Source organism: Aromatoleum bremense (assembly GCF_017894365.1).
Classification (GTDB): Bacteria; Pseudomonadota; Gammaproteobacteria; order Burkholderiales; family Rhodocyclaceae; genus Aromatoleum; species Aromatoleum bremense.
The window spans coordinates 471,569-485,209 of the sequence record NZ_CP059467.1 but is presented as its reverse complement, the minus strand read 5'-3'; the positions used below and the strand labels follow the sequence as shown (position 1 = coordinate 485,209).

Sequence of the window (13,641 nt, the reverse complement as noted above, 5' to 3'; positions counted from 1 at the left end):
GCATTGCACCCCAGGTCTTATAAAAGACATATAATCACAGAGTTCCGTTCGGGTACGCACCCGGACGCCCTGCCACCGCCACGATATTGGAAGGAATCGCCCGTGCTTGAAGCCTACCGTGCCCATGTCGCCGAACGTGCCGCCCTCGGAATCCCGCCGCTGCCGCTGTCGAAGCAGCAGACCGAGGAACTGGTCGCGTTGCTGAAGAATCCCCCGAAGGGCGAGGAAGAGTTCCTCGTCGAACTCCTGACCTACCGCGTGCCGGCGGGCGTCGACGATGCCGCGAAGGTCAAGGCGGAGTTCCTCGCCAAAGTCACGAAGGGTGAGGAGACCTGTGCACTGGTGTCCCGCACGAAGGCGACCGAACTGCTCGGCACCATGCTCGGCGGCTTCAACATCAAGCCGATGATCGACTTGCTCGGCGATGCCGAAGTCGGCGCGGTCGCGGCCGAAGGGCTGAAGAAGACCCTGCTGATGTTCGACTACTTCCACGACGTCAAGGAACTCGCCGACAAGGGCAACGCGAACGCGAAAGCGGTGCTGCAGTCGTGGGCCGACGCCGAGTGGTTCACCAGCCGTCCGGAAGTCCCCGCGTCGCAGAAGCTCACCGTGTTCAAGGTCACCGGCGAAACCAACACCGACGACCTGTCGCCCGCGCCGGACGCCTGGTCGCGGCCCGATATCCCGCTGCACGCGCTGGCGATGCTGAAGAACCCGCGTCCGGGCATCACGCCGGAAGAATCCGGCGTGCGCGGCCCGGTGAAGTTCCTCGAAGAGCTGCGCGCCAAGGGCAACCTCGTCGCCTACGTCGGCGACGTGGTCGGTACCGGTTCGTCGCGCAAGTCGGCCACCAACTCGGTGCTGTGGTTCACCGGCGAAGACATCCCGTTCGTGCCGAACAAGCGTTTCGGCGGCGTGTGCCTGGGCTCCAAGATCGCTCCGATCTTCTTCAACACCATGGAAGACGCCGGCGCGCTGCCGATCGAGCTCGACTGCGGCCAGCTCGACATGGGCGACGAGATCGAGCTCCAGGTCGACGCCGCCAGCGGCAAGGTCACCGCGCTCAAGAACGGCGCCGTGGTGTCCGAATCGCAGCTCAAGACTCTCGTGATCCTCGACGAAGTGCGCGCCGGCGGCCGCATTCCGCTGATCATCGGGCGCGGTCTCACCGCCAAGGCGCGTGAAGCGCTGGGCCTGCCGGTGAGCACCCTGTTCCGCCTGCCGCAGGCTCCGGCCGATTCCGGCAAGGGCTTCTCGCTGGCGCAGAAGATGGTCGGCCGCGCCTGCGGTTTCCCGGAAGGCCAGGGCGTGCGCCCGGGCACCTACTGCGAACCGAAGATGACCACCGTCGGCTCGCAGGACACCACCGGCCCGATGACCCGCGACGAGCTGAAGGATCTGGCCTGCCTCGGCTTCTCCGCTGATCTGGTGATGCAGTCCTTCTGCCACACCGCGGCCTACCCGAAGCTGGTCGACGTCAAGATGCACCGCGAGCTGCCGTCTTTCATCAGCACCCGCGGCGGCGTGGCCCTGCGCCCGGGCGACGGCGTGATCCACTCCTGGCTGAACCGCCTGCTGCTGCCCGACACCGTCGGCACCGGCGGCGACAGCCACACGCGCTTCCCGATCGGCATCTCCTTCCCGGCCGGCTCGGGCTTGGTCGCCTTCGCCGCGGCGACCGGCGTGATGCCGCTCGACATGCCCGAATCGGTGCTGGTGCGCTTCAAGGGCACGATGCAGCCGGGCGTCACGCTGCGTGATCTCGTCAACGCGATCCCGCTGTACGCGATTCGCGAGGGCCTCTTGACCGTCGAGAAGAAAGGCAAGAAGAACGTCTTCTCCGGCCGCATCCTCGAGATCGAAGGCCTGCCGGACCTCAAGGTCGAACAAGCTTTCGAGCTGTCGGATGCCTCGGCCGAGCGTTCCGCCGCCGGTTGCACGGTGCACCTCGACAAGGCGCCGATCATCGAGTACATGCGCTCGAACATCACGTTGATGAAGTGGATGATCGCCAACGGCTACGAGGACAAGCGCACGCTCGGCCGCCGCATCAAGGCGATGGAAAGCTGGATTGCCGACCCGCAGCTGCTGAACGGCGACGCCGACGCCGACTACGCGGCGGTGATCGAGATCGATCTCGCCGACATCAAGGAGCCGATCGTCGCCTGCCCGAACGACCCGGATGATGTCAAGCTGCTGTCCGAAGTCGCCGGCGACAAGATCGACGAAGTCTTCATCGGCTCGTGCATGACCAACATCGGCCACTTCCGCGCCGCCGGCAAGGTGCTCGACGGCAAGTCCGACATCCCGACGCGCCTGTGGATCGCCCCGCCGACGAAGATGGACGCGATGGTGCTCAACGAGGAAGGCTACTACTCGGTGCTCGGCAAGTCCGGCGCCCGTATGGAAATGCCGGGCTGCTCGCTGTGCATGGGCAACCAGGCGCAGGTGCGCAAGGGCTCGACCGCGATGTCGACCTCGACGCGCAACTTCCCGAACCGCCTGGGCATCGACACGCGTGTCTATCTCGGCTCGGCCGAGCTCGCGGCGGTGTGCGCCCTGATGGGCAAGATCCCGACGGTCGCGGAGTACATGTCGCAGGTGGCAGTGGTCAACGCCAAGGCGAAGGACGTCTACCGCTACATGAACTTCGATCAGATCGCCGAGTTCAAGAGCGTGGCCGACACCGTCACGGTCTGATGGAGGAAGGCGGGCCGATCGGGTTCGCCTGACCGGTCGCTTCACCAGAACGCCCCTGCCCGGGAGACCGGGCAGGGGCGTTCTGCTTGGTTTGATGGATCGCGCACGCCCGTTCCACGCCGGACCGGCCGGTGCGGTCGAATGCGGGGCTCCAGTGTTGTACTACGATGAAAACCAGGCGGCGGAGGTCTCCGGCGCCGAGTCCGCACCCGACAGTCAAACTCCGACTTGCCAAAGGAGCACGCGATGCTACTCAACCCCTATCTGACGTTCGATGGCCAGTGCGAGGCCGCTTTCCACTTCTATGCCGATTGTCTTGGCGGCACCGTGACGGCGTTGGCCCGCTTCGGTGAAGCGCCCCAGTGCGACGAGGTGCTGACGCCGGAGCAGCGTGAGCGGATCATGCATGCACGCCTGGCGATCGGCGACCAGGTGCTGATGGGTTCGGACACGACTCCCGAGCACCCGTACGAAGGCATCCACGGCTGCGCGGTGTCGCTGAACGTCGACTCCATCGCCGAGGCCGAACGCATCTTCAGGGCGCTGGCCGAAGGCGGCACGGTGCAGATGCCGCTGGCACAGACGTTCTGGGCGGCGCGCTTCGGCATGTGCGTCGATCGCTTCGGCGTACCGTGGATGATCAACTGCGAGAAGAACCAGTGAAGCACCGGTGAGGCGCGGGGTAATGTGCGGCGCTAGGGCAGGGAGAGCGTCCGACCTGGTGTTCGCGGTTGACTCCATTCCGGCCATCTTCGCCGTCACGACGGACTCCTTCATCGGATCGAGCGTCGTCGTCAGCCTCCTGGCGACACGCAGGACATCGTCCTGACGTCCGTCCCGCGGCAAGGCGCCAGCAGCGCGCCGCGGCGCGAAAATCTGCAAGCCACGCACGCGATCATTTCCGCATAAATATTTGCGCAAAAGCAATTTGCTATAATGGCCTCCACTTCCGTGCCGGAGAGCGGCGCTGGAGCGGGAAACGCCCGACCCGGCGCTTCGTCACACTCAACCTCCAGGGCTGCCGGAGATCCCGATCCTTGCTTCCCGATACGAGGTTTCGGTCGCGGGTGGCGAAGCCCCGGACTGAATGGACCGCGTGATCCGCTGCCGTGCCGTCGAGGGGCGCCTCCAGGCACCCGGACGGTGAGAGCCGATCCACGCGGACGAAGGAGGGACAAGACATGTGCGGTATTGCAGGTGAAGTCAGATTCGATGGGCAGTCGCCCGATGTGGCGGCGCTGGACCGCATGAATGCGCGGCAGCGCGTGCGCGGTCCTGACAGCGGCGGCGTGTTCGTGCAGGGCGCGGTCGGCTTCGGCCACCGCCGGCTGAAGATCATCGACCTGTCTGAATCGGCGCAGCAGCCGATGTTCGACCCGGCCCTCGGCCTGGGGATCGTCTTCAATGGGGCGATCTATAATCACGTCACGCTGCGCCGCGAGCTCGAGACCCTCGGCTACCGGTTCTACTCGACCGGCGACACGGAAGTCCTGCTGAAGGCCTACCACGCGTGGGGGCAGGATTTCGTGCAGCGGCTCAACGGCATGTTCGCGTTCGCGGTCTGGGAGCGCGACAGCGGCCGTGTCGTGCTCGGTCGCGACCGGCTCGGCATCAAGCCGCTCTACTACAGCGCACAGCCCGGCCTGCTGCGCTTCGCGTCGAGCCTGCCGGCGCTCATTGCCGCCGGCGGCGTCGACACCACGGTCGACGCGGTGGCGTTGAACCACTACCTCTCGTTCCATGCGGTCGTGCCGGCGCCGCACACGATTCTCGCCGGCGTGCGCAAGCTGCCGCCCGCGACGCTGATGACGGTCGACGCGGACGGGCGCCGCAGCGAACACAGCTACTGGTCGCTGGCCTACTCGCACGACCCGGGCGACGCGAGGCGCAGCTTCGAGGAATGGACGGAAATTCTGCTTGATGGCTTGCGCAGTGCGGTCGGTCGGCGCCTGGTTGCGGACGTACCGGTCGGCGCGCTGCTGTCGGGCGGCGTCGATTCGAGCCTGATCGTCGGGCTGATGGCAGAGGCCGGTGTGCAGAGCCTGCGGACCTACAACGTTGGCTTCGAGGACGTCGGCGGGGAAAAGGGCAACGAGTTCGAATATGCCGACATCGTCGCCGGGCGTTTCGGCACGATCCACGAACGCATCTTCGTGTCCGAGGCGGAGCTCCTCGCGCGGCTGCCGGAGGCGGTCGCGGCGATGAGCGAACCGATGGTGAGTCATGACTGCATCGGCTTCTTCCTGCTGTCGGAGGCGGTGTCGCGCCATTCGAAGGTCGTGCAGAGCGGGCAGGGGGCGGACGAGGTATTGGGCGGCTACCACTGGTACCCGAAGCTCGCCGGCAGCGTCGATCCGGTCGCCAATTACCTCGCGGCATTTCGTGACCGCGGCTACGACGAGTATTGCCGCACGGTTGCCTCGGCGCATCGTGCTGACGATTGCAGCGGTGCGTTCGTCGCCGCCCACTTTGACCTGCCCGGTGCGATTGACCCGGTCGACAAGGCGCTGCGTATCGATACCACTGTGATGCTCGTCGACGATCCGGTAAAACGCGTCGATAACATGACGATGGCGTTCGGCCTGGAGGCCCGCGTGCCTTTCCTCGACCATGAACTCGTCGAGCTGGCGGCGCGCATTCCTGCACGGCACAAGCTCGCGCACGGCGGCAAGGGCGTGCTCAAGGAGGCGGCGCGCCAAGTCATCCCTTCCGCGGTCATCGACCGGCCGAAAGGGTATTTTCCGGTGCCGGGGCTGAAATACCTGCAAGGCCCAGTGCTCGAGCGGGTGCGCGACGCACTGACGAACCGTGCGGCGCGGGAGCGCGGCCTGTTCCGCCGGGAGTATGCCGACATGCTTCTCGCCGATCCGGGCGCGCACATCACCCCGCTGCGCGGCTCCAAACTTTGGCAGCTCGGGCTGCTCGAATGGTGGCTGCAGACCCATGTCCGCTGAGGTGACGCGATGATCCGCAAACAGCTTGCCCGGTCGCTGCGCACCGGAAACCAGCCGCTGCACCTGCCTGTCGGCCAGCCCGAGGCGCAGGCGATGCCCGACAACGTCGTGATCGAGTGTGGCTGGGGGCGACTGCTGCCCGGCCAGACTTGGCGCGAGCCGGCGCTGCTGGCGACGGAACTGCTGCAGGAGCGACCCGGCCAGCGCGACATCGCGTTCTACGTCGAGAAGCCGCACGTCGTGGTCGCGGCCGCGCCGCAGCAACTCTTCGTCGATCCCTCCGAAGCGTTTCGCCTGTCGCTCGGCGGTTACCGCTGCGCCCGCCAGACGAGGCGTGGCTTCACGTTGCGGCGCCTGCGCACGCGCGCCGACGTCGCGGCGATCAACGTGCTGTACCGCAGCCGCGGCATGGTGCCGGTCGATACGCAGCGCGTGTGGCGCGAGCGCGCGAGCCGCGCAATCACCTATGCGATGGCCGAAGACCGCACGAGCGGCGAGATCATCGGCGTCGCGATGGGACTGGACCATGTCGAGGCGTTCGCCGACGCGCAACACGGCGCGAGCCTGTGGGCGCTCGCCGTCGCCCCGCAAGCCGCCCATCCCGGCGTCGGCGAGTCGCTCGTGCGCTACCTCGCCGAGCATTACCAGGCGCGCGGGCGGATAAGCCTCGACGTGTCGGTGATGCATGACAACAGCCAGGCGATCGCGTTGTATGAAAAGCTCGGGTTCCAGCGCATCCCGGCGTTCGCGGTGAAGCGGCGCAACGCGATCAACGAACCGCTCTTCACCGGCCCGGAAGACGGCGCGCAGGACCTCAATCCCTACGCCCGCCTGATCGTCACCGAGGCGCGCCGGCGCGGCATCCTCGTCGAAGTGCTCGACGCGGAAAACGGCTATTTCCGCCTCACGCTGGGCGGGCGCAGCATCGTCTGTCGCGAGTCGCTGTCGGAGCTGACCAGCGCGATCGCGATGAGCCGCTGCCAGGACAAACGGGTGACGCTGAAGCTGCTGCGCGAAGCGGGGCTGCGGGTTCCGGCGCAGGCGGACGCGACCGATGCCGAGGCCAACGAGCGCTTCCTCGCCGAGCACGGCGTGGTCGTCGTCAAGCCCGTCGAAGGCGAACAGGGCAAAGGCATCAGCGTGGATCTGCACTCGCCCGACGACGTCGCGGCCGCGATCGGGCGCGCGCATCGCTTTTGCGACCGCGTGATTCTCGAGCAGTATTGCGAGGGCGAGGACCTGCGCATCGTCGTCATCGATTTTCGCGTCGTCGCCGCGGCGGTGCGCCGTCCGCCGGTCGTCGTCGGCGACGGGCGTTCGACGGTGCTGAAGCTCATCGAGAAGCAGAGCCGCCGCCGCCAGGCCGCGACCGGCGGCGAGTCGAGCATCCCCGTCGACGAGGAGACCGAGCGCTGCCTGCGCATGCAGGGACACGCCCTCGAGGACGTGCTCGACCACGACGTGCAGATCAGGGTGCGAAATACCGCGAACCTTCACACCGGCGGGACGATCCACGATGTCACGGGCGAGCTTCATCCGGCGCTGCGCGACGCGGCCGAAGCGGCGGCGCGGGCGCTCGACATCCCGGTCACGGGGCTGGATTTCCTGGTGTCGGCGGTCGATCGCGGCGACTACGTGATCATCGAAGCGAACGAGCGCCCGGGCCTGGCCAACCACGAGCCGCAGCCGACCGCGGAGCGCTTCATCGACCTGCTGTTCCCGCGCACCCGGGCTGCCTGAATCACGAAAGGAGGCGACGATGATTCCGATCGCCAATGCATTGCCGGAAATCGACTACGACTACCTCGAGGAGACGATGCTGCAGCTCCTCGCGATCCCGAGCCCGGTCGGGCTGACCGATGCGGTCGTGCGCTATACCGCCGCCCGGCTCGAGGCGCTCGGGATTGCGTACGAGCTCACGCGGCGCGGCGCGATCCGCGCGACGCTGCGCGGCCGCGAGGCGCAGCCGGCGCGCGCGGTCGTCACGCACCTCGACACGCTGGGCGCGATGGTCCGGGAGATCAAGCCGAACGGGCGGCTGGCGATCGCGCCGATCGGGCACTGGTCGGCGCGATTTGCCGAGGGTTCGCGCCTGACAGTGTTCACCGACCACTGCCAGCTGCGCGGCACCTGCCTACCGCTGAAAACTTCGGGTCACGCCTTCGGCAGCGAGATCGACAGCCAGCCGGTCGGCTGGGACCACGTCGAAGTGCGGGTCGACGTGCCGGCAACGACGGCGCTGGAACTCGAACAGGCCGGCCTGCATGTCGGTGACTGGATCGCGTTCGATCCGCAGACCGAGATCCTGCCCGGCGGCTACATCAACTCGCGCTACCTCGACGACAAGGCCGCGGTCGCGGCCCTGCTCGCCGCATGCAAGGCGGTCCGCGACCATCGCCTGCCTCTCGCGGTCGACGTCCATCCGTTGTTCACGATCACCGAGGAAGTCGGTTCGGGCGCGTCCGCGGCGCTGCACGGCGAGATCGCGGAGATGGTCAGCCTCGACATCTCGATCGCCGCGCCGGGCCAGAACACGTCCGAGCATGCCGCGACGATCTGCGTGCAGGACATGTCGGGGCCGTTCGACTACCACCTCACGCACAAGCTGATCGCGCTCGCGCGCGAGCACGGCATCCCGCACCGGCGCGACGTGTTCCGCTTCTACCGCTCGGATTCCGCCGCCGCGGTCGAAGCTGGCAACGACATTCGCACCGCCCTGATCGGCTTCGGCGGCGACGCCTCGCACGCGCAGGAACGTACGCACCGCGACGCGCTGGTCGCGCTGACGCGGCTCGTGGTCGCCTACATGACGAGCGAACCTGTGACGCGGCGCGACCGGCGCACGATGGGTTCGCTGGCGGGCTTCACCGAGCAGCTGCGGCCCGAGGACATGGTTGTGCCGTCGACGCCGCTGCCGCTCCCGGGTGAATTTCTCGATTGCGGCCGGCAGGACGGCGGCGGCGAGGCGCAGGATTGTGACGTGTCGCAACGCGAGCCCGGAGGTGATCCGAAGGTTTGATTCGCCCCTGCTACGGCCGCTCGTCGTCGTGCAGGAAACGTCCCGTCGCGAGGAAGGCCGCGACCTGGCGGGCGCAGGCTTTCGAGAACAGCATTTCGGAATGGGCGACGTGCAGCGTGAGCGAGTCGGTCGCACCGGTGAGTTGCGTTTCGGCGACTGCGACGATGCCGTCATTGGGTTTCGGCAGGCCGAACAGCAGCGGCCCCGTGCCGACGCCGCGATCGCCCGCGATGACGCCGATCTCCACCCCCGCGGCGAGCGGCGACGTGACTCCCCGCCAGTCCCGTATGGAGTGTCCGACGATCCGGGCGCACCCGGGAATCCCCGCTAGCATGGCCGCACAATGCGACCCGCGGCACGGCGTTCCCATCAGCACGGCACGGCTGATATGTGGCACGACTGGCTGCGATAGCAGGTTCAATATCAGCAATCCGCCCAGGCTGTGCCCAACGAGGTGCACTTTTTCGGCATCCCGGCCGGCGACGAAGTGCGCAAGCCGAGCGGTGTTCGCGGCAAGGCCCCGACGCACCGAGGGATAGGAGAAGGTCTCCACCCGGAAACCGCAGCGCATCAGCGCTCGCCGCAGAAAATGAAAGACGACCCCGTGCATCCATAGCCCATGGACCAGGATAATCGTCTCGCCACGCTGCGGGCGCGGGTGCTTTTCAGTTGAAGGCAGGGTGGGAATATTCCGGATCTGCCTCAGTCCTGCCGGTCGACCTCGAACAGATGGAGAACCGAATTGAAGGCATCGGCGCTGACGCACGGGTCGTATCGCGAGAGAAGTTCGAGCTGGCGAACTTTCGTCGCTGACTGGGCGAGATCGATGATCAGCTGTCGCTCGGCGGCAATCTCATCGCGCATGCGGCTGGTGACGAACAAGAACGGAATCGGTATGTAAAGGTCATCCAGTCCCCGCGTGTGATAGCGAAGATTCGTGATGTGTGTCTCGTTCTCGGAGTGTCTTTTCATTGGGTTGCGCCTTTTTGTTGACGTTTGGAGCACATCTAACTCTGCGATTCCAATCGCCGAAAAGCGTTGATGTACCGCAAGAAATCTTGCAGGCATGTATCGGGGCGCACAATACCCATTTTCGCGCAATTGCCATAAGCGGTTGCAAAGATGCGAAAACCGTGCACTATAATGCATCGATATGAATCATCCTTCCGAACGGTGAACGCTCATGCACAGCGAAAACAGTGGCGAAAGACTGAAGCGGCCCGATTTGACGGTCGAAGAAAACGGCTATCTGCTGATGCTGGGCGAGCGTATACGCGAACTGCGTGCTCGGCGCGGAATGACGCGCAAGGCGCTGGCCCACCAGTCGGGCGTCTCGGAACGCTACCTCGCCCAACTGGAAACCGGGCACGGCAACATCTCGATCATCCTGCTGCGGCAGATTGCGCTGGGCATGGGCCTGCCGCTCGTCGACCTGGTGCGCGAAGAGCCCGAGCAACCGGCCGAGCTGACGCTACTGGTGCAATATCTGAGCCGTTTTTCGCCGAAAAAGCTGAACTGGGCGCGCGGTCTGCTGGAAAACGAACTTGAATCGTCCGGCAAGGCGGGTCGGCGTGAGCGGATCGCGCTCATCGGGCTGCGCGGGGCGGGCAAGACGACGCTCGGTTCCTTGCTGGCGAAAGATCTCGAAGTGCCGTTCTTCGAGCTGGCGAAGACCATCGAGCAGGAAGCAGGGGCCGAGCTTTCGGAAATCTTTTCGCTCTACGGGCAGGGTGCCTACCGGCGCTACGAGCGCCGCAGCCTCGAATCGATCATAGAGAACAACGAGCGCTTCGTGCTCGTTCCGGGCGGAAGCATCGTCTCCGAGCCGGCGACGTTCGAGTTCCTGCTGTCATCGTGCTACACGGTGTGGCTCAAGGCTTCGCCCGAAGAACACATGGAGCGCGTCGTCGCACAGGGCGACTATCGGCCGATGAAGGACAGCCAGGAGGCGATGGACGACCTCCGGCGCATTATTGCCGGGCGGATCGCGATGTACAGCAAGGCCGACGCGATCGTCGAAACGTCGGGCAAGACCGTCGAGCAGAGCCTGGCTGCGCTGCGCGAAGCCGTCGTTTCGGCCTGAACTGCACCCGACCGGTGTCACCGGTCGTGCCAGCTGCCATTCTCCGGCGGCTGCTTTCCACCGCTCTCCCTCGGGCACCGAATCTCCTCCTCCCTTTCCGTTGTGCCGCGCTTCGTCCCTGTGTGCCCTTCGCGGGAGGCCAGGGGCTGTCCCGAGGCGATTTCACGACCCGTTCGGTCCGGTTTATCTTGCTGCAATGCACAAAATTGCATGTGTGGGAAAAACGTCGAAAAAAATGCACGTGAGTGCAGTTTTCCTGTGCTGCGTTTGATCTAGGTCAACAGTGGCTGCACTGGAGTGCGTACTATGCGCAATCATGCAGGGCCGGAAAAATAATGCAGCAGCCGCGGGGTCGGTACAGGCGTCGCGGATAAATCAGAGGAGATAGTTCGATGAGCGATGGTTTGTTCGACCAGTTCAAGACCTGGTACGAGAAGCGCCACGATTATGCACGGGACTGGAAGGCGCGGACCGGTGGGCAAGTGGTGGCAACGATGTGTACCTATACTGCCGAGGAATTGCTGATTGCCGCCGGGATGCTGCCGGTGCGCGTGCTCGGTGCCCATGAACCGCAAAACGTGACCGAGCCGCACATCTTCGGCATGTTCTGCCCGTTCTGCCGCGACTCGCTCGCCCAGGGCCTGCTCGGCCGCTTCGATTACGCCGAAGGCGTGACGCTGACCCAGTCGTGCATCCAGTATCGCCAGACCTTCGGTTCGTGGCGCCAGCACGTCCCGACGGTGAAGTGGGACTACTACGTGCCGATGCCCAACGAAGTTCAGTCGGAGCATGCTCGCAAGGCGCACTACGCGGAAATCCAGTCGTTCCGCGTGTTCCTGCAGACGCTGATCGGCAAGGAAATCACCGACGACATGCTGCGCGAGTCGCTCGCCGTGGTCGACGAGAACCGCCGCCTGCTGCGCGAACTGTTCGACTACCGCAAGGATGCGAATCCGAAAGTCACCGGTGTCGAAGCTGTCTATGCATCGCTGACCGCGCAGTTCATCGACAAGCGCGAGCACAACGAACAGCTGAAGAAAGTGCTCGCCGCGCTGCCGTCGCGCAAGGTCGAGCGCCAGACCGGTGCCCGCTTCATGACGATTGGTTCGGAAAACGACGACATCGCGTTCATGGCGATGGTCGAATCCGTCGGTGCGACGATCGTCATCGACGACCAGTGCTCCGGTACCCGTTACTTCTGGAACGAGTCGAAGCCCGAAACCGACGTCATCAAGGCGATTGCCGATCGTTACTGCGATCGTCCGGCCTGTCCGACGAAGGATTACCCGGTTCATACCCGTTACGACCACGTGCTCGGCCTGGCCAAGGACTACGACGTTCAGGGCGCGATTTTCCTGCAGCAGAAGTTCTGCGATCCGCACGAGGGCGACTACCCGGACCTGAAGCGTCACCTGGAAGCCAACGGCATCCCGACGCTGTTCCTGGAATTCGACATCACGAACCCGATCGGCCCCTTCCGCATCCGTATCGAGGCATTCCTCGAGACGCTGAGCGAAGAAGAGCTGTTCTGAACTGACTGCGGAGAGAACGATGAACGCAATGGCAAACAAGTATCCGACCGAGCAGCTCAAGCTCTGGGGCAAGGCCAAGCAGCTGCGCGAGCAGTACTACCAGAACTACGCCCGTGCGAAGGAAAAGGGCGGCATCCGCTGGTCCGGTTCGGCGTGGGCGCTCGACGCGATCCCGGCCGGCCTCGGCGAGGACGTGTATTCGCTGACCGGCGAGCCGTACGCAGCAGCTGTCGCGCACGACCGCAAGTTCGCGAAGGAATGCATGGACGCTGCGGAAGCCTACGGCTTTGCCCGCGACCTGTGCTCCTACATGCGGATCTACTGGGGTGGCATGCACCTGAACAAGTACGCGTTCGGCGGTGAGTTTCCGAAGCCCGACTTCGTCTTCCAGACCCAGATCTGCTGCTCGCACTCGAAGTGGTACCAGCACGTCGCCAAGGAAGAGAAGGTTCCCGAGTTCTACCTCGACGTCGGCGTCGGCCCGTACCGGGACATGACTGATGCGCGCCTCGACTACGTTGCGAACCAGCTGCACGACGGCATCGAGTTCGTCGAGAAGGCGAGCGGCCGCAAGTTCGATGACGAGCTGTTCATCAAGGCGGTCAAGAACGAGATGCGTTCGACCAGCCGCTGGGCGGACATCTGCGCGCTGAACAAGGTCAAGCCCGCGCCGCTCGACGAGAAGACGATGTACTCGCTGTATGTGCTCTGCACGCTGTCGAAGTCGTCGCAGTGGTGTGCTGACTTCATGGACGAGCTGTACGAGGAAGTGAAGGATCGCGTCGCCCGTGGCATCGCCGCAGTGCCGAACGAGACCGTTCGCCTGATGACCGATACGCAGCCGCCCTGGTCGTTCCTGAAGATCTTCCGCTACCTCGAGACCTTTGGTGCGGTGTCGATCGGCTCGCTCTACACCTTTGCGCTCGAAGGCATCTGGGAAGACAAGCCGGACGGTTCCTGGGGTGGCCGCACGCTGCCGTGGGAGAAGGGCATCGAGATCAACGACCGCGACACGGCAGTGCGCCTGTATGCCGACTGGAACCTGTCGAAGCCGCAGTGGCAGCACTTCTACGACCCGAGTATCAAGACCGAGATGATGCTGCGCATCATCAGGGAATGGCAGGTCGACGGCGTGATGCTTCACCTGAACCGCGGCTGCGAAGGCCTGTCGATCGGCATCATGGAAAACCGCCTTGGCATCGCCAAGGCCGGCACTCCGGTGATGACGTTCGAAGGAAACATGGGCGACGAGCGCGAGTTCGACGAAGTTCGCACCCAGGCGCGGGTCGATGCGTTCATGGAGCAGCTCGGCATGCGTCGCCAGGCCGCCTGATCGGAATATTGGAACCCAAG

General features: G+C 65.0%; 10 protein-coding genes. 8 read left to right on the top strand and 2 right to left on the bottom strand.

All coding sequences use genetic code 11. The annotated features are described in order from the left end of the window. Positions 1-102 precede the first annotated feature (102 nt). From acnB to pbN1_RS02175, 5 genes are all read left to right on the top strand, one after another. The gene (gene acnB, locus pbN1_RS02195) at positions 103-2,700 is read left to right on the top strand and encodes a bifunctional aconitate hydratase 2/2-methylisocitrate dehydratase (RefSeq protein ID WP_169201465.1); all 2,598 of its coding nucleotides are present in this window, start codon (positions 103-105) and stop codon (positions 2,698-2,700) included. Between the two features lie 246 nt (positions 2,701-2,946). Further along, positions 2,947-3,363, top strand: a complete 417-nt coding sequence (locus pbN1_RS02190; protein WP_169201466.1) for a VOC family protein — start codon at positions 2,947-2,949, stop codon at positions 3,361-3,363. A gap of 518 nt (positions 3,364-3,881) precedes the next feature. After that, complete coding sequence (locus pbN1_RS02185) at positions 3,882-5,654, top strand: N-acetylglutaminylglutamine amidotransferase (protein WP_169201467.1); 1,773 nt, start codon at positions 3,882-3,884, stop codon at positions 5,652-5,654. Positions 5,655-5,663: 9 nt separating this feature from the next. Continuing rightward, on the top strand, positions 5,664-7,394 hold the full coding sequence (gene ngg / locus pbN1_RS02180) for an N-acetylglutaminylglutamine synthetase (RefSeq protein ID WP_169201468.1): 1,731 nt from the start codon (positions 5,664-5,666) through the stop codon (positions 7,392-7,394). Between the two features lie 19 nt (positions 7,395-7,413). Then, on the top strand, positions 7,414-8,673 hold the full coding sequence (locus pbN1_RS02175) for an osmoprotectant NAGGN system M42 family peptidase (RefSeq protein ID WP_169201469.1): 1,260 nt from the start codon (positions 7,414-7,416) through the stop codon (positions 8,671-8,673). 10 nt (positions 8,674-8,683) lie between these two features. Here the strand turns inward: pbN1_RS02175 and pbN1_RS20915 are convergent, their stop codons facing one another. Both pbN1_RS20915 and pbN1_RS02165 read right to left on the bottom strand, forming a co-directional pair. Then, the gene (locus pbN1_RS20915) at positions 8,684-9,439 is read right to left on the bottom strand and encodes an esterase/lipase family protein (protein ID WP_280516171.1); all 756 of its coding nucleotides are present in this window, start codon (positions 9,437-9,439) and stop codon (positions 8,684-8,686) included. Continuing rightward, positions 9,376-9,645 carry a hypothetical protein gene (locus pbN1_RS02165; protein ID WP_211161352.1) on the bottom strand — a complete coding sequence of 90 codons (270 nt, stop codon included), beginning with the start codon at positions 9,643-9,645 and terminating at the stop codon, positions 9,376-9,378. The genes pbN1_RS20915 and pbN1_RS02165 overlap by 64 nt, the downstream gene beginning before the upstream one ends. A 211-nt stretch (positions 9,646-9,856) precedes the next feature. Here pbN1_RS02165 and pbN1_RS02160 point away from each other — a divergent pair, with 211 nt between their 5' ends. The 3 genes from pbN1_RS02160 to bzdO all read left to right on the top strand — a co-directional run bounded on the left by pbN1_RS02160 (position 9,857) and on the right by bzdO (position 13,621). After that, the gene (locus pbN1_RS02160) at positions 9,857-10,756 is read left to right on the top strand and encodes a helix-turn-helix transcriptional regulator (RefSeq protein WP_169201471.1); all 900 of its coding nucleotides are present in this window, start codon (positions 9,857-9,859) and stop codon (positions 10,754-10,756) included. A gap of 392 nt (positions 10,757-11,148) precedes the next feature. Then, entirely contained in the window at positions 11,149-12,288 is a 1,140-nt protein-coding gene (gene bzdN, locus pbN1_RS02155) for a benzoyl-CoA reductase, bzd-type, subunit N (RefSeq protein WP_169201472.1), read from the top strand. Between the two features lie 19 nt (positions 12,289-12,307). Then, positions 12,308-13,621 (top strand): benzoyl-CoA reductase, bzd-type, subunit O, encoded by a 1,314-nt coding sequence (gene bzdO, locus pbN1_RS02150; RefSeq protein ID WP_244857127.1) that lies wholly within the window; start codon positions 12,308-12,310, stop codon positions 13,619-13,621. Positions 13,622-13,641: the final 20 nt, after the last annotated feature.